At 42.4% G+C, this 22,132-nt stretch carries 20 protein-coding genes; 6 read left to right on the top strand and 14 right to left on the bottom strand.

The window, feature by feature from the left end:
* Positions 1–32: 32 nt before the first annotated feature.
* Entirely contained in the window at positions 33–1,670 is a 1,638-nt protein-coding gene (locus PP181_RS15435; protein ID WP_272637751.1) for a CTP synthase, read from the bottom strand.
* A gap of 59 nt (positions 1,671–1,729) precedes the next feature.
* Positions 1,730–1,963 (bottom strand): DUF3820 family protein, encoded by a 234-nt coding sequence (locus PP181_RS15430; RefSeq protein ID WP_138259226.1) that lies wholly within the window; start codon positions 1,961–1,963, stop codon positions 1,730–1,732.
* Positions 1,964–2,013: 50 nt separating this feature from the next.
* On the opposite strand from PP181_RS15430, the gene PP181_RS15425 reads away from it, so the two are divergent.
* Positions 2,014–2,883 (top strand): hydroxypyruvate isomerase family protein, encoded by an 870-nt coding sequence (locus tag PP181_RS15425; protein WP_138259227.1) that lies wholly within the window; start codon positions 2,014–2,016, stop codon positions 2,881–2,883.
* A gap of 90 nt (positions 2,884–2,973) precedes the next feature.
* Here PP181_RS15425 and PP181_RS15420 read toward each other — a convergent pair whose 3' ends face one another.
* Genes PP181_RS15420 through guaA form a run of 3 tightly spaced genes read right to left on the bottom strand, consistent with a single transcriptional unit; the run spans position 2,974 to position 7,325 of the window.
* Positions 2,974–3,507 carry a DUF922 domain-containing protein gene (locus PP181_RS15420; RefSeq protein WP_272637750.1) on the bottom strand — a complete coding sequence of 178 codons (534 nt, stop codon included), beginning with the start codon at positions 3,505–3,507 and terminating at the stop codon, positions 2,974–2,976.
* Positions 3,508–3,567: 60 nt separating this feature from the next.
* Positions 3,568–5,790, bottom strand: a complete 2,223-nt coding sequence (locus PP181_RS15415; protein WP_272637749.1) for a LysM peptidoglycan-binding domain-containing protein — start codon at positions 5,788–5,790, stop codon at positions 3,568–3,570.
* A gap of 2 nt (positions 5,791–5,792) precedes the next feature.
* The gene (gene guaA, locus PP181_RS15410) at positions 5,793–7,325 is read right to left on the bottom strand and encodes a glutamine-hydrolyzing GMP synthase (RefSeq protein WP_272637748.1); all 1,533 of its coding nucleotides are present in this window, start codon (positions 7,323–7,325) and stop codon (positions 5,793–5,795) included.
* A 74-nt stretch (positions 7,326–7,399) separates the two neighbouring features.
* On the opposite strand from guaA, the gene PP181_RS15405 reads away from it, so the two are divergent.
* Positions 7,400–8,125, top strand: coding sequence for an SIMPL domain-containing protein (locus tag PP181_RS15405; RefSeq protein ID WP_272637747.1), 726 nt, complete (start codon positions 7,400–7,402; stop codon positions 8,123–8,125).
* A gap of 389 nt (positions 8,126–8,514) precedes the next feature.
* Complete coding sequence (locus PP181_RS15400) at positions 8,515–9,057, top strand: pyridoxamine 5'-phosphate oxidase family protein (protein WP_272637746.1); 543 nt, start codon at positions 8,515–8,517, stop codon at positions 9,055–9,057.
* A 7-nt stretch (positions 9,058–9,064) separates the two neighbouring features.
* Here PP181_RS15400 and PP181_RS15395 read toward each other — a convergent pair whose 3' ends face one another.
* The gene (locus tag PP181_RS15395) at positions 9,065–10,435 is read right to left on the bottom strand and encodes a pyridoxal phosphate-dependent decarboxylase family protein (protein WP_272637745.1); all 1,371 of its coding nucleotides are present in this window, start codon (positions 10,433–10,435) and stop codon (positions 9,065–9,067) included.
* A 69-nt stretch (positions 10,436–10,504) separates the two neighbouring features.
* Positions 10,505–12,109 (bottom strand): bacillithiol biosynthesis cysteine-adding enzyme BshC, encoded by a 1,605-nt coding sequence (gene bshC, locus PP181_RS15390; protein ID WP_272637744.1) that lies wholly within the window; start codon positions 12,107–12,109, stop codon positions 10,505–10,507.
* A gap of 267 nt (positions 12,110–12,376) precedes the next feature.
* Between bshC and PP181_RS15385 the strand changes: the two genes are divergently transcribed.
* From PP181_RS15385 to PP181_RS15375, 3 genes are all read left to right on the top strand, one after another.
* On the top strand, positions 12,377–14,827 hold the full coding sequence (locus PP181_RS15385; RefSeq protein ID WP_272637743.1) for a M14 family metallopeptidase: 2,451 nt from the start codon (positions 12,377–12,379) through the stop codon (positions 14,825–14,827).
* A gap of 18 nt (positions 14,828–14,845) precedes the next feature.
* Positions 14,846–15,040: a DUF4177 domain-containing protein gene (locus PP181_RS15380; protein ID WP_272637742.1), complete on the top strand. Its 195-nt coding sequence runs from the start codon at positions 14,846–14,848 to the stop codon at positions 15,038–15,040.
* Between the two features lie 198 nt (positions 15,041–15,238).
* Positions 15,239–15,586 (top strand): hypothetical protein, encoded by a 348-nt coding sequence (locus PP181_RS15375; RefSeq protein ID WP_272637741.1) that lies wholly within the window; start codon positions 15,239–15,241, stop codon positions 15,584–15,586.
* Positions 15,587–15,596: 10 nt separating this feature from the next.
* On the opposite strand, the gene rimO is transcribed toward PP181_RS15375, so the two are convergent.
* The 7 genes from rimO to rpmG all read right to left on the bottom strand — a co-directional run bounded on the left by rimO (position 15,597) and on the right by rpmG (position 22,132).
* On the bottom strand, positions 15,597–16,898 hold the full coding sequence (rimO, locus tag PP181_RS15370; protein ID WP_272637740.1) for a 30S ribosomal protein S12 methylthiotransferase RimO: 1,302 nt from the start codon (positions 16,896–16,898) through the stop codon (positions 15,597–15,599).
* A 151-nt stretch (positions 16,899–17,049) separates the two neighbouring features.
* The gene (locus PP181_RS15365; RefSeq protein ID WP_272637739.1) at positions 17,050–18,168 is read right to left on the bottom strand and encodes a DmpA family aminopeptidase; all 1,119 of its coding nucleotides are present in this window, start codon (positions 18,166–18,168) and stop codon (positions 17,050–17,052) included.
* Between the two features lie 11 nt (positions 18,169–18,179).
* Positions 18,180–19,853 carry an amidase family protein gene (locus PP181_RS15360; RefSeq protein ID WP_154918591.1) on the bottom strand — a complete coding sequence of 558 codons (1,674 nt, stop codon included), beginning with the start codon at positions 19,851–19,853 and terminating at the stop codon, positions 18,180–18,182.
* A gap of 11 nt (positions 19,854–19,864) precedes the next feature.
* A complete protein-coding gene (locus PP181_RS15355) occupies positions 19,865–20,746 on the bottom strand; it encodes a DUF2911 domain-containing protein (protein ID WP_272637738.1) in 882 nt (293 codons plus the stop codon).
* Positions 20,743–21,705, bottom strand: a complete 963-nt coding sequence (gene ftsY / locus PP181_RS15350; protein ID WP_272637737.1) for a signal recognition particle-docking protein FtsY — start codon at positions 21,703–21,705, stop codon at positions 20,743–20,745. Before ftsY ends, PP181_RS15355 begins: the two co-directional genes overlap by 4 nt.
* Before the next feature lie 84 nt (positions 21,706–21,789).
* A complete protein-coding gene (locus tag PP181_RS15345) occupies positions 21,790–21,942 on the bottom strand; it encodes a DUF4295 domain-containing protein (RefSeq protein WP_272637736.1) in 153 nt (50 codons plus the stop codon).
* Positions 21,943–21,949: 7 nt separating this feature from the next.
* Positions 21,950–22,132, bottom strand: coding sequence for a 50S ribosomal protein L33 (rpmG, locus tag PP181_RS15340; RefSeq protein WP_094997961.1), 183 nt, complete (start codon positions 22,130–22,132; stop codon positions 21,950–21,952).

Below are 22,132 nucleotides of genomic sequence, written 5' to 3'. Positions count from 1 at the left end.
TCAAGGAGCAAATATATGCCCAAATACGTAGTTTATGCCATACTGGCATTAGTTTGTGACTTTTTGTGTACCAAGGCGGCCTTTACAAAACCAACGAACAACGGGTGCGGATTGGCCACGGTGCTCTTATATTCCGGGTGATATTGTACTCCAATAAACCAAGGGTGGTCCTTCAGTTCTACGATTTCTACCAAATTAGTTTTGGAGTTGGTTCCCGATGCAACCAAACCGGCGGCATCCAGATCCGCTTTATATTTATTGTTGAATTCGTATCTATGTCGATGTCTTTCGGATATTTCCGTGGCACCGCCATAGACCTCCTGTACCAAACTTCCTTCTTTAAGGAGACAATCCCAGGCACCCAATCGCATGGTACCTCCTTTGTTGGTAATGGATTTTTGCTCCTCCATAAGACTGATTACCGGGTCCGGGGTATCCAAATTCATTTCGGTGGAACTTGCTTCCTTAAGTCCCAATACATTTCTTGCATATTCTATAACGGCCATTTGCATCCCCAAGCATATCCCCAGAAATGGGATTTCGTTGGTTCTGGCATAGTTAACGGCCTTTATTTTCCCTTCGATACCACGTTCCCCAAAACCCGGGGCTACCAAAATGCCATCCAATCCTTTCAGCTTGCTTTCCAGGTTACCGTCCGTAATGTATTCCGAATGTACGGAACGCACATTGACCTTTACCTCATTTTTGGCACCTGCATGTATAAAGGCCTCCAAAATTGATTTGTAGGAGTCCTGAAGTTCTACGTATTTACCCACCAAACCGATCGTTACTTCGTTCTTTGGGTTTTTATGCCGTTCCAAGAATTCCTTCCAATTGGTAAGATCGGGTTCAATGGTATCGGGTAAGGCCAATTTTTGAAGGGTTACGGTGTCCAATCCCTCCTCTTGCATCAGAATGGGGACATCGTAAATGGTGGACGCATCGATACTTTGAATGACCGCCTCCCTTTTTACATTGCAAAAGAGGGCCAATTTATCCTTTATATCATCGGAGATTTTATGTTCCGTCCTGCATACCAAAATATCGGCCTTTATACCACTTTCCATTAAGGTCTTTACGGAATGCTGGGTAGGTTTGGTCTTTAATTCACCTGCGGCGGATAAATAAGGTACCAAGGTCAAATGCACCACAATAGCATTATTGTCTCCCAATTCCCAAAGCAATTGACGCACGGCCTCTATGTAGGGCAGGGATTCGATATCCCCAACGGTTCCGCCAATTTCGGTTATGACAATGTCGTATTCACCACTGTTGCCCAATACCTGTACACGTTCCTTGATTTCATTGGTGATGTGGGGAACTACCTGAACGGTCTTTCCCAAAAACTCGCCTCTTCGTTCCTTATCGATGACACTTTGATAAATCCTGCCCGTGGTCACATTGTTCGCTTGGGAGGTACGGACGTTTAAAAAACGTTCATAGTGGCCAAGGTCCAAATCGGTTTCCGCACCATCATCGGTAACATAACATTCACCATGTTCGTAAGGGTTGAGTGTACCAGGGTCTACATTGATGTAGGGATCTAATTTTTGTATGGTAGTCTTGTAACCTCTTGACTGAAGTAATTTTGCCAAAGATGCGGCAATGATACCCTTTCCAAGGGATGAAGTAACGCCTCCCGTAACGAAGATGTATTTGGTTTGTGCCATTTTTCGATTTCTATGTTACGGGACACAAAGGTACAAATTGAGAACAGAACTAACCGACTTTACTTTGGAAAATGTTTTTGAATTCCCCGAATTAGGGATTCCAAATTATTTGTCTTTATTTCAAGCATAGAACGCAATAATTCACCCAATTTTCCATTTGGAAAACCCTTTTGCTGGAACCAGACCAAATAAGCCTCGGGCAAATCCACCAAATAGCGGCCCTTGTATTTTCCAAAAGGCATCCTGTAATGGGCCAATTCTATTAATTTTCGGTTATCGGGCTTTAATTCCATTTTTAAATCTAAAAAAATTATCTTTAGGAAATCAACAATTTAAAACCATTATGAAACGACGGGACTTTATAGGTACTTCTGCGGTGGCATCCGTAGGTTTTATGGCTTCCGCTAGTACAGGTACGGGCGCAAACCTTACTGAAAAACCATTTAAATTAAAGCATAATATCAACCATAGCGCTTGTTATTGGTGTTATGGTTCCATTCCCTTTGAAACCTTTTTGCAGGAACTGAATAAATTGGACATTAGGGCCATCGATTTGGTGGACGCGGAACAGTTTCCCCTGTTAAAAAAATATAACATACACGCCTCCATGTGTTGGGGAGCCGGTCTTGGTATTGAAAAAGGGTGGAACGACCCACAATATCATAAAGAACTCATTGAAGATTACAAAAGGGTCATTCCTTTGGTAGCCGAAGGAGGATATACCAACCTGATTTGTTTTAGTGGGAATAGAAACGGTATGAACGACATGGTGGGCCTACGCAATTGCGCCAAAGGGCTTAAGGAAATAATACCGATGGCAGAAGAACACGGCGTCGTCATACAAATGGAGCTTTTGAACAGTAAGGTAAACCATAAGGATTATATGTGCGATACCACCCAATGGGGCGTATCCCTTTGCGAGACCATTGGTTCGGACAACTTTAAATTATTGTACGATATCTACCACATGCAGATCATGGAGGGTGATATAATTAGGAACATACAGGACTACCATCAATATTACGGTCACTATCACACGGGAGGAAACCCGGGCAGGCACGAGATTGACGAAACACAGGAGATATTCTACCCAGCGGTCATGAAAGCTATTTTGGAAACCGGATATACCGGACATGTAGCGCAGGAGTTTGTGCCCAGTTGGGAAGATAAAATAGCCGCTTTGAAACAAGGTGTCACTATCTGCGACGTTTAGAATCTTTTGATTATTAACTTAAAATCCCTTTTCTTTGAAAAGGGATTTTTTATTTGGACCGATTTGACAACCATTAAAAGCCCGCATACTTCAAGAACTGCTTTCCCCTTTTAAAAGACTGTTTATTTGCCTTTGCCATAGTTTTTGTTTCTCGATATTTCGGGAAAAATCGGTTTCCAAATCGTAGCGCCGCTGGAATACATCCAACTCCTTTAAAATACGTTTGTAAAGCACGCGTACTTCCTGTTTGATGTTTTTTGTAAATTTTGTTTCGGACATTTCACGATCCATTTTTCTGGCAAATACTTCGGAAATATCAAAATGCAACTGTTCGTGGAGCAGGGTTATATCGTTGCAAATTTGGGGCCTGTACCAAGATTTGGCGGGATAAAAAAATGCCTGCACTTGGTAATCCACTTTCATCTCGCCCTTTTCATAAAAAGTGGAAAAACTGTAACTGATCCCGCTAGCCGTAGTGGCCGCTGCTTTGGCGCCTAAGGGAACATCCCCTTTAAAGTCCTTCCATTCCAATTTACTATGGGGAGACCATGGAACCTCTTCCTGAGCCCTAATAAGGGAGCATGACAATGTAAAAAGTAGTATGAAAGCCGATATGCATTTCATCCTAATTACTGGGATTTGGCGATTTTTCTTGGTAAAATGACTAAGAATTGAAATGGTTTTTTACTCCAATTCCTTGATATACATATTTTCATACCCCATGATGTAGGAAGCCTTGTTGAAATATCCAGAAGAGATATCCTTTTCATAGTCAAATTTACTTCCACTATATTGGGTCTCCCCTATGAATTTTGAAACATCCAACAAATCGTTCTTATATGCCAGTTTTAATAGGAGATCAAAGGTAACATCGAAACCTCGCACCGCAAATCTTTCCGGCACGACCCCGTATTTTGCCTTATATCTTCGCTCAAAGGCATCTGAAGGGGCTTCCCTGTAGACGGATGGATATGTAAATCGTAGATTGGACAAATGGGTACTTGAGATTACGTCGTTGTCAAAGGCATTGTTTTTATCGGTCGTAAACATGCGAACACGGATTTTTTTCGCCTTGGGGTCCTCCATCTCCAAAACGGAATTATGGAAGGAATTCAAAATAGAAACCACACTGGAAATCAGTTTAAAATTATCCGACTCCACAAAAACCCAGTTCTCTGTTTCATTGGACAATTGCTGTTCCAATTTATCACGGTTGATACCGATGTTTTCCTCCTCTTCCTTTACGGTGACCAATTTCGCCGATGGAAATTTGCTTAAAATAGAATCCTTTACAATCCTGTTTTTGGCATCTGCGATAATGATAATATTCTCGTCCTCCCGTTTATCCGATATAAATTTCAACAGGTGCTCCCGTAAGGTCTCCTCTGGCGTGTAGGAGAAAAATACATTGCCTAGACTTATATCGCTTTTTGCGGGTACAGGTGCGATAACGGGCAAATTGTAACTGGCCGCCTGCGTTGAGGCCTCTTTTAGGGACAGAACATCCAAAGGCCCAAAAATGGCATTGTAGGACCCTAAATTTTCGCGCTGTAGAATTTCCTTGGTCCTTTGAAGGTCCAGCCGATTGTCAAAGGTCTTCACATCAACTGATACTCCTAGTGATTTTATGGAATCCAGCGCCACCAAAGCACCTGAATAGAGCCCAAGACTGTATTTTAGACTATTCCTGTTTTGTATGGTCCACTCAACTGTTTCGGCATCGTTTAAATCCAATTTATCCAATCTAAATGGCAACAGGAACATGATTTTGGGCCTGTTTTCCACATTGATACTATCCAGAAGATTTATCTTATCCAATACAAGGGAGTTTCGTACCTCAAAATCGCCCACTTGGTTTTTGGGCAATTTGAGTACCATTCCGGCCTTTAGCCCATCCCTAAGTTCTGGGTTCAGCTGAATCAACTCTTCCCAGCTCATTCCAAACTTTCGGGTCAATCGAAATTCGTTCTGCTTGGGTTTAACTTCGTAAAAAATATAATTATCCGTATTAATTTCCCCTGGATCCAATCTTCTTTCTGGCAAACGGATTACCATACCTTCTTTAAGCCCTCCACGCTCCGTAATCTCGGGATTTAGGCGCACGACTTCATCGGATTTGACCCCAAATTCCTTTTCAAGCCTGTAAAAGTTCATTTTTGGTGGTACCGTGTAGGAAGTAAACAGTTGTGTCTCCTGATTCTCCACTGTGGAGCCGGCTATTCGAGGTAGCAACAGTTCGTAACCTTCCTGTAAGTAGTTGGATGTTTTGGACAGCGAGGGGTTCAGCACCAACATACTATCTATGGTAATTCCGTACTTATGGGCAATACTCCACCGTGTCTCCTTGGGCGCCACGATATATTTCTCAAAATCCCCGATATCAATAGTGTTTTGAGGTTCCGTTGGTTTTCTGTATTTGGGGATTCTTATCACCATTTTACGGTCCAATTGAGCAGCATACAATTGGGTGTTGTACTTTTTGATTTCCTCCTCGGTTACTCCATATTCCTTTGCAATACCATACAAAGTTTCTTTTTTCTTGACCTTATGTTCCACAAAACCTATGGGCTCCCTTTTGGCAACGGAATCGTTCATAATTCGATTGACCAGTTCCGCCACTTCCCCGTTTGCGACCTGGCCCTTTTCCTTTTGATTTGGCTTGGTATTGGTTACGGCACCGCTTGAACTGGGAATTACTAATATGGTATTGATGCTCAAGGACGCTCCGTTTTTAAGCTCTTTGTTATATTTTAGGATTTCTTCCTGTGAAACACCGTATTGTTTGGCTATACTGTATAAAGTTTCATTTTGCTTTACCGAATGGGTCGTAAATTTTTGGCCAAGGGCCTTACACCCCAAAAACGTGCAAAAGCAAACAGTTAGAAAAACCTTAATAAATCCTCTCATAATTATTCCCATTCAATGGTGGCCGGCGGTTTGGAGCTTATGTCGTATACGACTCTATTTACACCGGGCACTTTGTTGATTATATCGTTTGAAGTTTTTTGCAAAAACTCGTACGGTAAATTTACCCAATCCGCGGTCATACCATCCGTACTTTCTACGGCTCTCAAAGCGACACACTTTTCATAGGTACGCTCATCGCCCATCACCCCTACACTATTTACGGGCAAAAGCATGGCTCCGGCCTGCCAAACCTTATCATAAAGACCCCAATCCTTCAAACCTTGTATAAAAATATGGTCTACTTCCTGTAATATGGCAACTTTTTCCCGAGTTATATTTCCCAAAATTCGTATTGCCAAACCGGGTCCTGGGAAGGGGTGCCTTCCTAATAGGTTTGGTTCCAATCCCATACTTTTACCAACTCTTCTCACTTCGTCCTTAAAAAGCATTTTTAGGGGCTCCACTACCTTAAGCTTCATAAAATCTGGGAGACCACCTACGTTATGGTGACTTTTTATAGTAGCCGATGGGCCTCCCGTTGCGGAAACCGATTCTATAACATCTGGATAAATAGTTCCTTGTGCCAACCACTTTGCATTTTCAACCTTATGTGCTTCGTCATCAAAAACTTCAATAAAAACCCTACCAATGGTCTTTCGTTTCTTTTCCGGGTCACTTTCCCCTTCCAACGCGTCCAAAAAGCGTGCCGAAGCATCCACTCCCTTAACATTCAGCCCCATATCCTTATACTGATGCAGTACATCATCAAATTCGTTCTTCCTAAGCAGGCCGTTATTTACAAAAATACAGTGCAAATTATCGCCTATGGCCTTGTTCAATAGAACGGCGGCCACGGAAGAATCTACCCCACCGGATAGTCCAAGGATTACTTTCTCATCACCGATCTTAGCCTTCAGTTCGGCCACCGTGGTTTCCACAAAAGCGGCAGGTGTCCAAGTTTGCGCTACTTTGGCTATGTGTACCAAAAAGTTTTCCAAAATCTGTTTTCCATCCGTTGAGTGATATACTTCTGGGTGAAATTGTATTCCGTAAGTATCCTCCCCTATAAACTTAAACGCAGCATTTTCAACATCGTGTGTACTGGCCAATAAAATTGATTTTTCAGGGAGATTTTTTATGGTATCTGCATGGCTCATCCACACCTGGCTACCTACCTCAATATGCCTTAAAAAGGGGTCCTGTTCGTACAATTTGGCCAACTTGGCCCTCCCGTATTCCCTGGTATTGGATTTTTCAACGTTACCGCCATTAAAATGTGCCAGATACTGGGCTCCGTAACAAACTCCCAAAAGTGGTTTCTTGCCCTTAATATTACTTAAATCAGGATGCGGAGCATCTTCTGCCCTAACGGAGTGAGGCGACCCGGAAAGGATAACGGCCTTGTACTCGGTTAAATCATCCGGCAGCTTATTGTACGGTTTTATTTCACAGAAAATATTCAATTCCCTAACCCGTCTAGCGATGAGTTGTGTGTATTGGGAACCAAAATCCAGTATAAGAACATTATTTTGCATGGGCAAAAATAGCAATTTGAAGTTTTTTGAAAACTATCTTTTGGTATATTTATCAGAATTTAAAGACAATTGTTTTGAAACATATTTCAGCGATAATCTTTGCGGCCGCCATCGTAATTGCAGCATTTTTCTTGGGCAATGCGTACGTAAAAAGGGCCAATCCGCCACAGATAATTTCGGTTACGGGGCTGGGCAATGAAAACTTTACATCAGATCTAATTGTCTGGGAAGGCCAGTTTTCGGCCAACAGTACGGAACTTAAATCGGCCTTTGACCAATTGAACAACGATAAAAGTATCGTACGGGACTATTTGACCTCCAAGGGCATCAAGGACGACCAGATTATTTTTAATAGCGTGCAAACCATTGAACAAAGGGACAACAAATACGAAAACGGGAATTACGTTGGCAGCGTTTTTAGGGGATACCAACTTATGCAGACCGTAAAAATAGAGTCGCAAGATGTAAGTCTGATAGAAAGCGTCTCTAGGGAAATTACGGAACTTTTAAACAAAGGGGTTCAATTCAATTCCTATCCGCCAAGGTATTATTACACCAAGTTGGCCGACCTTAAAATAGAAATGATTTCCAAGGCCACCGAAGATGCCCGGTTGAGAGCCGAAAAAATTGCGGAAAATTCAGGTAGTAACTTAGGTGAATTGATTTCCGCTAAAATGGGCGTTTTTCAAATCACAGGTCAGAATTCCGGAGAGGATTATTCTTGGGGCGGGGCCTATAATACCGATTCAAAAAACAAAACGGCCTCCATTACCATGCGACTGGACTACAAGGTCAAGTAGTTTATTTATCAATTCAAATAAGAAAATACAATCAACTGGAAATAAAATAGTTGTATCAATTCCTACAAATTGAATTTCCCAATTAAAATAATTATGGAATAACAAAAGCCCGGCCAATACCGGGCTTTCTCAACCAACCTAATTGGAATACAATACTGAAAAATTTCTCTTTCATAGCACTTTGTATTCCGCATTTTTAGTCGTCAAAAATTCACAAACCTTACATTTAAAAAAAGAAAAGCTCGGGAACCACCCCGAGCTTACTAATTAAAATCAAAAACCAACCTAAAAATGAATCATTAACTAAATCTTCTTTTTCATAGCAATTTGTATTTATAACAACCAAGGCATAAAAAACCCTACCCTGATTTTGTATTTTTATTAAAAAAATGATGGATTACTTTTGGAACGAACTTCAGGACGAACTTAAAAAGGGCGTTGAGGAAAAAGGACACCCCTTTAGATTTGGGACATTTGCAACCGTGGGCGTGGACAAATTGCCAAGATTGCGCACCATAGTTCTAAGGCACGTCTATGAAAACGGGCATCTTTGTTTTTATACCGATAAGCGTTCCAAAAAAGTCATCCATATTACGGAAAACCCGAACGTTAGCCTTCTTTTTTATCATCCCGAAAAACTTTTACAGGTAAAGATCGAGGGACTAGCTTCCGTAGTCACCGATGAAAACAAACTTCAGACCATGTGGAAGGACATCCCCGAAAGCAATAAAAAGGATTACACGACCGATACTGCACCGGGAAGCACCTTAAAAAATCCGGATAATTTGGAATACCTTACCGGAGACCATTTTTTCTCCATGATTGAAATTGAACCTTTTAGAATCGAATACCTAAAGTTAAAAAGACCTAACCATATTCGAATAGCCTATTCGAAGGAAGACAATTGGAAAGGTGAGTTCTTGGTTCCTTAGTGGCAACTTATTCCATACTTTTTAGAATTTCCTCGATATCGTTTTTCGTCGTATCAGGATTTATAAAGCAGAAGCGGGACACCGTTTCATAGCCATCGCCGGATTTCCATTTGGTAGGCGTTACCAATGCAAAGCCAGTTGCATGGTTCCTATAGGTCCAATTTCTATAATCCTCGGCAGACCATCCAATCCTGCGATAAAGCACACAGGAAAGACTGGGTTCCCGCACCAATTCCGTGACAGGATTTTGTTCGATGAGCTCGCCAGCTATTTTTGCCAGTTTTATCCCCTGCTCTACGGCCCACTCGTATTTTTCGGTACCATGGGTGGCCAAGGAAAACCACAATGGGAGTCCCCTAAGTCTTCTGGTGAGTTGTATTTGGTAGTCAGACGGATTAAATCCATGGGCGCCTTCATCCTTAAAAATTTCCAAATAGCTGCCTTCTTGGGCATGGGCTTCCTTGGCCTCTTCCGGATTCTTATAAAGCACAGCACCACAATCGTAAGGTGAAAACAACCATTTGTGCGGGTCGATGGTAACACTATCAGCCCTTTCTATCCCTTTAAAAAGATGTCTGACCGACTTGGATGCCAAAGCACCGCCGCCATAGGCCGCATCCACGTGAAACCAAATCGAATGGGAGCTACAGAAATTGGCTATTCCTTCCAAATCATCAATAATACCCGCATTGGTGGTACCTCCTGTACCAACCACCGCAAAAACCCGATTTTTTTGGGAGGCCGTAAGGTTTTGATAAAAGTGTTCCAATTGGGGCTCGTTCATGGCATCTTCGGAAGGTACCAAAACCACATCCGCGTCAATTACCTTGGCCATCGCCTTAATGGACGAATGCGCGCCTATGGAGGTTATCAACAAGCCTTTCTGATTTATATTTTTTGGGTTTTTTCTCCATTTTTCCCTAGCGGTGACAATAGCAGATAAATTTGCGGCCGTTCCCCCGCTGGTGAATACACCAAAGGCAGGTTCTGGCATCCCGGTGAGGGAAACCAACCACTTCATGGCCTCGTTCTCACAAAATATGCCCCCTGCCCCTTCCATCCAATACGCACCGTGGATACTGGACGCGGAAGTCACCAGATCAAAAAGTATGGCCGCCCTAGTGGGGGCCGCAGGTACAAAGGCCAAATGCCTGGGATGATCAATAGGTACCGTTGCCTTGACCAGTACTTGCCGAAAGAGTTCAAAGGCCTTCTCGCCCCCAATACCAGAATTGGTGACCGTCTCCCCTACCAGTTTTCTGAGTTCGGATTCGGTTTTTGGTTTCCCTAGTTCCGGATTGGTCTGGGTAATTCTGTTGATGGCATACTTGACCACGTCCAAGGTCATTTCGACCATGTCTATATCTATATCGTGCATTATTATGTTTTGAATTTCCCGATTCGACCCGGGAAGTTAATTTCCTTTACAGCCTTTGAAAGCTAAGAATTACTTTATGGAGAGTACAAAAAAATTCAAATCCAATGGATTTAAGTGCTTTAGAAGCATTGGTATCAATTCCTCACCATATTCCAAATACAATTCTGAAAAGTTCAATTGGCGTTCCTGAAGGGACTGAGCTGGAAAGAGTTGGTTCTGAATATCCGTCAACCGGACCACATGGTCCTCCAATTTTCTTTTTTGGGCCTTTAACAGTCGTTTTTCCAATTTATCAAGGCCTTTCTTCTGCTTTACTTCCTGGGACTTTACCGCTCCCAAAAAGGACTTGTCCGTCTGTTCGGCCAAATCGTACAACCCCTTGAACTGTTCTTCCAAAAACTTTTTTTGCGGTGAAAAATCTATGTCGATGTTCGATACCTCCCTGATTTTCTTATTGATCAAACTGTGCCGTTTTAAAAAAATGTCTTCATGGCTCACGTTCAATTTGTCCAGCTTTTCATTCTGTTTTTCGGTAATTATCAAGACAGAATTTCGCAATAATAGTATAGGAAACAGTACTTCCATGGCTTGGAACGAGGCCTTTAACTGTAACCAATATGCCAGCTCACCGCCCCCGCCTATATAGCATAAATTGGGTAAAATAACTTCCTGATACAAAGGTCTTGCCACCACATTGGGCGAAAATCGTTCTGGATACGTTTGGAGCTCTTCCTGTAATTCCTCTTTTGTAAAAGACAATTGGGTATCGTTGATATAAAACTTGCCATCCCTTTCCACAATGCGCTCCCTAGTGCCATCCTTAAGATAGAAGTAGTTGATTTCCCTAGGGTTTACCTGGATACCATAATCTGGGTCCATTTGCTGTATTTCCGATATTTTTTTTGATACCGATGTAAAGGAGACTTGTTCGAATAGGTCCTTTTTAATATAGGGAACCAATAATTCCTTCAAATGATGATCGTCACCATCTACTATTACCAGCCCCTGCTCCTTGAACAATTCATTTGCCAAATAGCGTGTGGCCCTTGTCAGATTTTTATGTTTCAGGTAGGCTTCCGTGAAAAGATTTTTTAGGTAATCGGCATTTTTACTTCCTCCGATGGTATTTGAAAATATCTCGAAGACTTCATCCAGGCCTTCCGTTGAAAGATGTCCAACCGCCCCCGATGCATTTTTGTTCCACTGTATCTTCTTCCCTTTAAAATTGAAATAGTTGATTTCCTCAAAATCGTGATCTTCTGTCGCCATCCAATACACGGGAACAAAATTATAATCGCCATAGGTCTCCTTTAAAACCTTGGAAAGGTTGATCGTCGAAACGATTTTATACAGAAAATACAAAGGTCCCGTAAAGAGGTTAAGTTGATGCCCTGTGGTTACCGTAAAGGTATTTTCATCATGTAAGGATTGAATATTTTCCGATGTCAAACTGGAAGTTTTAATGTCCTCGTATTGTGCTTTCAGGCTCTTTACCAAAGTCTTCCTTCCGGAAACCGAAAAATTTGCGTTTTTCTCCCGTATCTGCCTTTCAAAATTTTCCAGTTTTGGAAATTGACCGTAAAGGGATGTAAGTGTTTCTTTTTCCTCTATATAATCACAAATCAGTTTAGAAAAATAACCGGTCTTTCGAAAAGGCAAACAATCAATTTCCATATAAAATGCTTAGTACGCGTAAATATAAAACGTTCCTACTTTAGAGTTCCAAAAAATACGTTAATTAGCCCAAATGAAACCCTCATAGAGGGATTTGCAATGGTAAGTTAAATAACTCTACAAAAAGAAATGTTTAAAAATCTAACTATTGACCTAAATTTAAAGGCTTGGAATAGCCCATATAATCGTCGAAAACCCCATTTCACATGATAAAAATTATCAATAATTTGGTAGCTTTGAGACTTTTGGACACTTTAGAATCACTATATGAAAAAATTAGTACACGCTCTTCTCTTTATCTTGCCCTTGGCGTTAATTGGCCAGCTGAAATCACCCTCGGAATTTTTAGGTTATGAATTGGGCACCCAATTCACCAGGCACCATCAAGTTGTGGACTATTATCAATATCTGGCCCAACAGGAACCCAAGCGGATGCAATTGATGCAGTATGGTGAGACCAACGAAAGAAGGCCCTTACTATTGGCCTACATTTCTACGGAATCCAATATGAAGAATTTAGAGGAAATCAGGAAAGCGCACTTGAACAATATTCATGGGGAAGCATCACCCAACAAGGCCATTGTCTGGTTAAGTTACAATGTTCATGGGAACGAAAGTGTAAGTACGGAGGCCTCTATGCAGACCATTTATGAACTATTGACCAGTAAGAAGGATTATCTGGAAGACCTTGTGATCATCATGGACCCGTGTATCAATCCAGATGGTAGGGACCGATACGTAAACTGGTACAACCAATATAAAAATTCGCCCTTCAATGTGGACCCAAACAGTAAGGAACACCATGAAGGTTGGTGGAGTGGCCGAAGCAATCACTATATGTTCGACCTCAACCGTGATTGGGCCTGGCTTACCCAAGTGGAGAGTCGGCATCGATTAAAACAGTACAATAAATGGCTGCCCCACGTACATGTCGATTTTCACGAACAGGGCGTGGACAATCCCTATTACTTTGCCCCGGCAGCGGAACCCTATCATGAGGTCATTACCGATTTCCAACGCGATTTTCAGGAAACCATAGGGAAAAACCACGCCAAGTATTTTGATGCCAACGGGTGGTTCTATTTCACCAAAGAAAGGTTTGACCTCCTCTACCCTAGTTATGGAGATACGTACCCAACCTACAATGGCGGTATTGGAATGACCTATGAACAAGGCGGAAGCGGCAGGGCCGGTGTGGGAATCATCAATCGAATTGGCGACACACTTACGCTCAAGGACCGTATTGCACATCACCACACTACCGGACTATCGACTGTGGAGGTAGCCAGCAAAAATGTGGAAAAGTTGAACACGGAATTCAGAAAGTTTTATAGCCAAAAGAATTTTACCCATCAGAATTTTATTCTCAATGGAAATCCAGATAAGCTGGAAGCACTGACCAATTTATTAGATCATCACCAAATAAAATACGATAAAGGGACCAATTCAAGCTACAAGGGATTCCATTATGCCACCTCTAAATCCGGCACCCTTAGGGCATCGGAAAACAGCCTAATAGTTTCAACGGACCAGACCAGGGGAACCTTGGCCAAGGTCCTGTTCGAGCCCAACGCAAAATTGAGCGACTCCGTAACCTATGACATTACCGCGTGGTCCTTGCCCTATGCCTATGGTCTGGATGCCCTTGCTACGGAAGGCAATGTTCAGAAAACTGCCTACCAACCATCCAACAGCACCTATGGAATAGGCGATACCAATAGCTATGGGTATTTAGCGGATTGGAACAGTATGAAGGATGCGAAATTCCTGGCGGAACTTCTGAACCATAAAATACGGGTACGATATGCCCAAAAACCCTTTAGTTTGGATGGAGTAAATTATGACCGTGGAAGTTTGATCATAATAAGTGCCGATAATAAGAATGTTCCGGATTTTACACAAATACTAGACCGAGCCTCCAAAAAATTTGCAAAAAGTCTAACCCCCGCCAATACCGGATTTGTGGAAAGCGGAAAGGATTTTGGATCAAGTTATGTTGAAGTGCTCCAAGAACTAAAAATTGCCGTTTTGTCCGGTGAGCCAACATCCACCCTCCGGTTTGGGGAAATCTGGCACTTTTTTGAGCAACAGCTCAATTATCCCATTACCGTATTGGACGAAAGCTATTTTAACCGGGTGGATCTATCTAAATATGACATACTCATTTTACCCGACGGCTGGGGGTACTACAGCTTTATTACCGAGAAAGTGGCCCAAAAAATCAAGGACTGGGTAAGCAACGGTGGAAAATTGATTGCCATGGGCGGTGCTGTGGACGGACTGGCAAAACAAAAAGGATTTGGGGTCAAGGAAAAGGAATACCAACGGGACAGTACCGTGAACCTTCAGGCATTCGACACTTCGGAGCGGGAGTATATCAAATCCACCATTTCGGGCGCTATTTTTAAGACTACGGTAGATACCACGAACCCTTTGGCCTATGGATATGAGGAACCTTATTTTACACTAAAGCTGGGTGATCGCTCATACGAGTATCTGGATGGTGGAAACGCCGTATATCTAGCCGAAGGCCAGAACATACCAGTTTCCGGTTTTGCAGGTAGCGAAGCCAAGAAGAAAATTGCCGAAACCCTAATTTTTGGAACGGAACGAATGGGAAGGGGTCATGTAATCTACATGATAGACAACCCGCTGTTCCGCGGTTTTTGGGAAAACGGCAAGTTATTTTTCGCCAATGCGCTCTTTATGGTCAATTAGTCTAAAATCAATACTGTTATGGCTGAATATAAGGTAGAGACCCTGATCTATTACAGCAAAATTACGCTGGATACAAAACACATCGTAAAATCCTCCCAAAAGGAAATTCAGGAAAAATTGAATGAACACGCAAAAGAGGGTTGGCGACTCGCCTCTACGGATGCCGTTAGTTTTGGGGCGGCGATTTACATCTATCTGTATTTTGAAAAGTAGTATCTGGTTATCCATAATCGATTAACGCGGTCTCCTCGAGCGCAGTCGAGAGGTATTTTAATCTATTAAGTTACTAATATTAAGGTCTCGGCTGCGCTCGACCTGACAAAGTAACTTACTTTCGACAGGTAAGGAATAACTGAATTAATAATACACACCTATTTCATTTGACATGAAAAGGATTTCTTAACTATGAGAATGGAAACTGAGAAAATATTATTGAGGGAGAACCCTAAATTAGAAATTACATTAGAAGAGAAAGAGTTTGAAATATTTAATGAAGAAAAGCAGTCTAAAAATGTCTTTTTTTACGAAAATATTAGTACAATTGAATTAATTGAAAAGAAAACAAACTGGTTTGTTACTTCTCTAAGTTTTATTGTGGGTTTTTTGTTTGAAAGTATATCAGGTGATTTATACAAAGACAGCAATAAACTGATTTTAAATCATGCAAATGATAAAATTGAGGTTTTGTTAAAACATTGCGACTATGAAAAAACCAAACTGCTAGTTGCCAAAATCAAATCGAAAATCTACAAAAAATAGCATTTCAACTCTAAACTGGCTCCCCGTACAAATCAAAATCTGCCGCATCTGCTATTTTGAGGTCTACGAATTCCCCTTGTTTTAGATAGTATTTGGTAGCATCTACCAAGACTTCGTTATCCACATCCGGTGAATCGAACTCGGTCCTGCCCACAAAATAGTTGCCTTCCTTTCTATCGATAATGCATCGGAAGGTTCGTCCTATTTTTTCCTGGTTCAATTCCCACGAGATTTGGGATTGTATCTCCATAATTGTATTGGCACGTTCCTGCTTCACTTCTTCGGGAACATCATCCACCAAATTGTAGGCATGGGTATTTTCCTCATGGCTATAGGTAAAACAACCCAAACGCTCGAACCTCATTTCCTCAACCCATGACTTTAGGGTTTCAAAATCGGCTTCCGTCTCGCCGGGATACCCAACAATCAACGTAGTACGGATGGCCATACCGGGTACCGCTTCCCTAAAATCCTTTAGTAATTGCGTGGTTTTCTCCTTGGTAGTTCCCCTACGCATACTTTTAAGAATGCTATCTGAAATATGCTGCAACGGAATATCCAAATAGTTGCATATCTTGGGTTCCTCCCGCATCACCTCCAGAACATCCATAGGAAATCCTGTTGGAAAGGCATAGTGTAACCGTATCCATTCAATACCTTCAACCTTGACCAACTGCCGCAATAGTTCTGCCAGGTTTCTTTTCTTGTAGAGGTCCAACCCATAATAGGTAAGGTCCTGGGCTATGAGAATCAATTCCTTTACGCCATTACTGGCAAGTTTTTCCGCTTCCGTGACGAGTTCCTCGATCGGTTTGCTTTTATGTTTGCCGCGCATTAGGGGTATGGCACAAAAGGAACAGGGCCTATCGCACCCTTCCGCAATTTTTAAATAGGCATAATTTTTAGGCGTTGTGGTCAAACGTTCGCCAATAAGCTCGTGCTTGTAGTCCGCTCCCAAAGCCTTTAAAAGATTGGGAAGTTCACTGGTTCCAAAGTATTCGTCCACATTGGGAATTTCCTTCTGCAAATCTGGCTTGTAACGTTCGCTCAAGCATCCGGTCACAAAAACCTTGTCTACCAAGCCTTCTTCCTTTTTTTGGACGTATTCCAAAATGGTATTTACGCTTTCCTGTTTGGCATTGGCAATAAATCCGCAGGTATTGATGACCACCACATTGCCTTCCTCCTCGTGTACCACTTCTTTGTCATTGGCACGCAATTGGCCCATAAGTACCTCAGAATCGTAGACATTTTTGCTACATCCCAGGGTTACCACATTGATTTTATGCTTCTTTAGCGTCTTTGTCCGCATAACCTATCTTACTTTATCCTTTTTTTACAAGGCGGGTGCAAAAGTACGATTTGCAATGTTAATAATAGGCTTCAACCGACTATTTCTTCGGACTTTTGATGAACCCAAAGACCTTGAAAAAATTGAATGGCAACATTTCTTATTACTCAATTTACCGATACTTCTTAAGTATTGGCAACACCTCATCCAACGGCAAGGCCTCTATTTGATGTCCGTCCCTTCCGGTCATGGTACTGGCCATAAACAAGGAATTCAGTATGGCTTCTTCCGTTGCCTCGATGGCGGCCAAAAACAAGGGCGACATTTCATCGTTTCGCAACAATTCCATGGTATTGAACCTACGGTCACTGGTATGGACTATCCTCACAGCCTCATTGGTGGAAACCGCAATGACATAATCTCCACTTCCATTGGAGGCGATACCACCCGTTTTTGCCAATCCCATCATTCCCCTTTTGGCCAAACGCTCCAGGTTTCTGGCGTCCAGTGGGGCATCGGTCATAATGACGATCATGCAGGAACCATCGGCATCGTTCAGGATTTTATCCCGATATGGATATGTATTCAGTTCCTTCCCAACAGGTGCGCCATTGATTTCCAACACGCCGCCAAAATTCGTTTGCACCAAAACCCCAACGGTGAATCCGCCCAAGGATTTTGGAAGCACCCTTGAAGAAGTCCCAATTCCGCCTTTATATCCAAAACAAATCGTTCCTGTGCCGGCACCCACATTTCCCTCCTTAACCGGGCCGGAAGATGCGTTTCTTATGGCACTCAATACGTGTTCCTGTTGTACATGTCTGCCTCGAATGTCGTTCAGCCAACCGTCATTTGTTTCCCCTACTACAGAATTTACGGAGCGTACGTCTTCATTGCCTGACAAATCCAAGGTATAGGAAATCAAGGCTTCGGAGGCTGCAGGAACGCTCAACGTATTGGTCAAAATAATCGGGGTTTCAATGTTCCCCAATTCCTTTACCTGACTATAGCCCGCCAATTTTCCAAAACCATTGCCAATGTAAATAGCAGCAGGAACCTTTGATTGGAAGATGTTCCCGGTATGGGGTAGAATGGCCGTAACTCCGGTCCTTATATTATCACCTTCCACCAGGGTTTCGTGCCCCACTGAAACTCCTTCAACATCCGTAATGGCATTGAATTTTCCGGTTTTCAAGACCCCGATATAGATTCCGTAATCCCGTATTCGTTTCTGTCCATTCATGATGCCGACTTGAATTAGAAAAAGTAGTATAAAAATCCTGAGGTTCATAAAACGCCTGTTTATTGATAATCCTTGGGCATTTTCCTTTTTGGAAACGATGTTTCAAAAGCTTTTCCAATCCGCAGCAAATGTGCCTCTGAGAAAGGCTTACCAATAAAGGTAAGGCCAATGGGTTCCCCACTTGATTTATACCCCATGGGTATGGTCAAGGCCGGGTATTTTGCCACGGCCGCATATCCCGCGTGGTAATTGTTGATGGATAAAATAGCATCAAGATTATGTGCATCCATCGCCGTGTCAAAAAAAGTCCGTCCACTATTTTCCAATTTGGCCTTAATTTCCTCCAAACCTTCCGCCGTGGTGGAGTCGGCCAAAATACCCTCAAACAGCTCCTGACCGTAGGGAATTCGGGTCAGGGAATCGGTATTGTTAAAATGAACTGCATCGGCAACGGAAGATATTTTTACAGATTCAGGGTTCGAATACGCCTTTAAATATTCAGGTAAGTCATTTCGCATGTCAATGTTAAGAATGCTCAAAAAACCATCCATATCCACCTCAGGCGGCGTAAATTCAACAATATGGGCCCCAGCCGATTTTAACGCTTCAATAGTTTCCTTATAAATGCTGTCCCGTTCCATCAAAGGTACCATGGCGCCAAGACGCATAACGGAAAAATCTTCCGGCTGTAGACCGGCCGAAAGTATCCCGGGAAATTCTTCTCTGACGGATTTTGAATCCGATGTATCAAATCCCAACATGGCCGATAACAATATCCCATTATCGACTACATTTTTGGTCATGGGACCCGGGGTATCCAAGGTACTTGAGATAGGAACAATTCCGGATCTGCTTAAAAGTCCGATCGTAGGTTTTAAACCGACGACCGAATTTTGACTGCTTGGCGAGAGGATAGAGCCCGAAGTTTCCGTTCCTACGGCTGCAACCCCATAATTTGCGGCCACCGAAGTACCACTTCCCGAGCTGGAACCACCTGTTTCAAATATCCTTCTTCCATACGGGTTCAAGGTCTGCCCACCCACGGCACTATACCCCACGGGACAGCCGCTGCACAGGAAATAGGCCCATTCACTGAGATTTACTTTCCCTAAAATCAAGGCACCGTTTTCCTTTAAACGTTGAACTATAAACGAATCAGCTACCTCATTGTTCATCAGCGCGATACTGCCTGCCGTGGTTTTCATCCCGGTCGTATTGATGTTGTCCTTTAACAGGATGGGCATCCCGAAAATAGGATGTCGAACTTCGGGGAGTGTCCCCTTTTTCTTTTGTTCGTCCAATTTTCGAGCTTCCGCCACAACCTCTTTATTCAGTGCAATTATCGTGTTCAGGGTTGTTTCATTGTTCAACTCGTATTTATAAATCCGATAGAGATAGAACAACACCAGCTTTTCGTAAGACAGGGTATTGGCATCAATGTGTTTCTGGATACTGAAAATATCCTGCTCCAATATCAAAGGCTTCAAGGCCTCATACTCGGTTTCCGTCATTTTGGAAACCTCATGATATAGGGGTAGAAAAACATCGTTCTTGTCCAGCACTTTGGATTGGATGAGTTTGTAGCGCATTCTGGATATCTCATGGTCCGCATTTGCAGCCACTTCGGCGGAATCATTGTAGGGCTCCCACAGTACAATGCCCTTCTGTTCGGCCGACTCATTTTTACACGATAAGAGAAGTCCAATAACAAAGAGCATACTTAATTTCTTCATAACATTACTTTTCAATTATTCTTCAGTTCTTCTTGCCAGACCTTGATATCCTTCTGATTGAGCCGCACAAATTCATCCTTATTTTCCTTTTCGGCTAATTGAATTGATTTTTTTGCCGATTCAATGGCAGCTGTATAATCGCCCAAATCACCTTCGACCAGGGCCTTTACCCTATAAAAATAATAGGTCTTTCCATTCATTTGCAAGGCTTTTCCCAAATAGGGGAGGGCTTCATCAAGGCGTATTCCTTCCTCTTGATAATAGCGGGCAATTTCATAATAGGTCTGCCCAGTTGGCGAATTTGCTAATTTTTCCCTGATTTCATTTTCCATGATTCGCTTGGTATCCGTAGCAAATGATACAACAGCTTTGGTACGTGCCCATTGAATGATCAGCTGGGCACTGTTATGGGTAATGTTTTCAAAGGTTAACAGCAGGTTTTCATGATATTGCATTGTTTTGATGGGTACGACCTTTACCCGCAATGCGTCCTCGCTTGGGTCGTAATTGGCACGACCATCGCCCCAATGGCCGGTATTTTTATGAAAGACCACCTCCCAATACTCCCTGTATGGAAAAATATAGAGGGCATATTTTCCTTGGGGCAAGGTATGTCCGTCTACAACAAAATCATGTTCAAAAGTAATCTTTGTAGATTCATTGGCACCCACGCGCCATATTCGATCATAAGGTACCAGTGCCGGTTGACCATCTGCCTGCTCGCCAAATAATTCCCTTCCCCGTACCGCCGGCCTAGAGTATTCCAAGGTGATTTTTGAAAGCCCTATTTCCTGCTCCAGTTTTGAAAAAGGGCTTGCCTTCGGGTAGGTTATTTGCGACCAAGTGCAAATGGATACATTAAAAACAAGTAGTAATAACCCAATTTTTCTCAACTATTCATATTAAAGAATGAATCCACGAACTCGTATTTATTGAAAACCTGAAGATCTTCCATGCCCTCTCCTACCCCAATATATTTGACGGGAATCTTAAATTGGTCCGAAATACCAATGACGACACCTCCTTTTGCCGTACCATCCAATTTTGTGACGGCCAAAGAAGTTACTTCGGTAGCTTTTGTAAATTGCTTGGCCTGCTCAAACGCATTTTGGCCGGTGGAACCGTCCAATACCAAGAGTACTTCATGCGGGGTATTCTCCACCACTTTTTGCATGACCCTTTTTACCTTGCTAAGTTCGTTCATCAAATTGACCTTGTTGTGCAACCTTCCTGCCGTATCGATGATGACGACGTCCGCATCCTGCTTTACGGCAGAGCTAAGGGTGTCAAAAGCGACCGATGCGGGGTCACTTCCCATTTGTTGTTTTACAATGGGTACCTCCACGCAATCGGCCCAAACCTGCAATTGGTCTATAGCGGCCGCCCTGAAGGTATCTGCCGCGCCCAAAACTACCTTAAGCCCTTGTTTTTTAAATTGATAGGCCAGTTTTCCAATGGTGGTGGTCTTACCTACCCCATTGACACCCACGACCATAATCACATAAGGTTTTTTATCCGATGGAACATGGACTTCAGAATCTTCGCCGGAATGGGTCTCAGAAAGCAATCCGGCAATTTCCTCTCTTAAAATCGTATTGAGTTCATCAGTGCCCATGTATTTATCCTTGGCGACCCGGGCCTCGATCCGTTCAATAATTTTCAAGGTTGTATTTACCCCCACATCTGAAGTTACCAACACTTCCTCAAGATTGTCCAATACGTCATCATCTACCCTGGATTTACCTGCAACGGCCTTTCCTAATTTGGTAAAGAAACTGGATTTCGTCTTTTCCAGTCCCTTGTCCAAGGTTTCCTTCTTTTCGGAAGAAAAAATCTTTTTAAATAAGCTCATCTTGTATGCAATAGATTATCAAATATAAAAATTAAAAAGCCCCTTTCGTAGTGAAAGGGGCTTTTAAAACTTTTCAAAAGTTGGTTATTTTTTATCCAACCACTCATTGACCATTTCAGGGGCCATAACCGATTCCACAAAAATATAGGCACCACTTTTTGGTGACTTCACCATTTTAATGGCTTTTGTCAATCTTTTTGAACTTGTCTGTAAACTTGCTACCGTCTTCTTTGCCATGGCCTACTTATTTAATTTCTTTATGGACTGTCATCCTTTTTAAGATAGGATTGAATTTTTTGATCTCTAATCTCTCAGGAGTATTTTTTTTGTTTTTTGTAGTAATATATCTAGAAGTTCCTGGCTTTCCGGACTCCTTGTGCTCAGTGCACTCTAAAATTACCTGTATTCTATTACCTTTCTTTGCCAT

Source organism: Maribacter sp. PR66 (assembly GCF_028464205.1).
Lineage (GTDB): Bacteria > Bacteroidota > Bacteroidia > Flavobacteriales > Flavobacteriaceae > Maribacter > Maribacter flavus.
The sequence above is the reverse complement of the archived record's forward strand: the minus strand, read 5'-3'. Positions and strand labels throughout refer to the sequence as shown.

Coding starts and splice junctions, on each gene's coding strand:
- PP181_RS15385 (WP_272637743.1), top strand. CDS start 12,377: ATGAAAAAATTAGTACACGCTCTTCTCTTTATCTTGCCCTTGGCGTTA.
- rpmG (WP_094997961.1), bottom strand. CDS start 22,132: ATGGCAAAGAAAGGTAATAGAATACAGGTAATTTTAGAGTGCACTGAG.
- PP181_RS15380 (WP_272637742.1), top strand. CDS start 14,846: ATGGCTGAATATAAGGTAGAGACCCTGATCTATTACAGCAAAATTACG.
- ftsY (WP_272637737.1), bottom strand. CDS start 21,705: ATGAGCTTATTTAAAAAGATTTTTTCTTCCGAAAAGAAGGAAACCTTG.
- guaA (WP_272637748.1), bottom strand. CDS start 7,325: ATGCAAAATAATGTTCTTATACTGGATTTTGGTTCCCAATACACACAA.
- PP181_RS15420 (WP_272637750.1), bottom strand. CDS start 3,507: ATGAAATGCATATCGGCTTTCATACTACTTTTTACATTGTCATGCTCC.
- PP181_RS15345 (WP_272637736.1), bottom strand. CDS start 21,942: ATGGCAAAGAAGACGGTAGCAAGTTTACAGACAAGTTCAAAAAGATTG.
- PP181_RS15415 (WP_272637749.1), bottom strand. CDS start 5,790: ATGAGAGGATTTATTAAGGTTTTTCTAACTGTTTGCTTTTGCACGTTT.
- PP181_RS15395 (WP_272637745.1), bottom strand. CDS start 10,435: ATGCACGATATAGATATAGACATGGTCGAAATGACCTTGGACGTGGTC.
- PP181_RS15400 (WP_272637746.1), top strand. CDS start 8,515: ATGATGGATTACTTTTGGAACGAACTTCAGGACGAACTTAAAAAGGGC.
- PP181_RS15365 (WP_272637739.1), bottom strand. CDS start 18,168: ATGAACCTCAGGATTTTTATACTACTTTTTCTAATTCAAGTCGGCATC.
- PP181_RS15430 (WP_138259226.1), bottom strand. CDS start 1,963: ATGGAATTAAAGCCCGATAACCGAAAATTAATAGAATTGGCCCATTAC.
- PP181_RS15425 (WP_138259227.1), top strand. CDS start 2,014: ATGAAACGACGGGACTTTATAGGTACTTCTGCGGTGGCATCCGTAGGT.
- PP181_RS15375 (WP_272637741.1), top strand. CDS start 15,239: ATGGAAACTGAGAAAATATTATTGAGGGAGAACCCTAAATTAGAAATT.
- rimO (WP_272637740.1), bottom strand. CDS start 16,898: ATGCGGACAAAGACGCTAAAGAAGCATAAAATCAATGTGGTAACCCTG.
- bshC (WP_272637744.1), bottom strand. CDS start 12,109: ATGGAAATTGATTGTTTGCCTTTTCGAAAGACCGGTTATTTTTCTAAA.
- PP181_RS15360 (WP_154918591.1), bottom strand. CDS start 19,853: ATGAAGAAATTAAGTATGCTCTTTGTTATTGGACTTCTCTTATCGTGT.
- PP181_RS15435 (WP_272637751.1), bottom strand. CDS start 1,670: ATGGCACAAACCAAATACATCTTCGTTACGGGAGGCGTTACTTCATCC.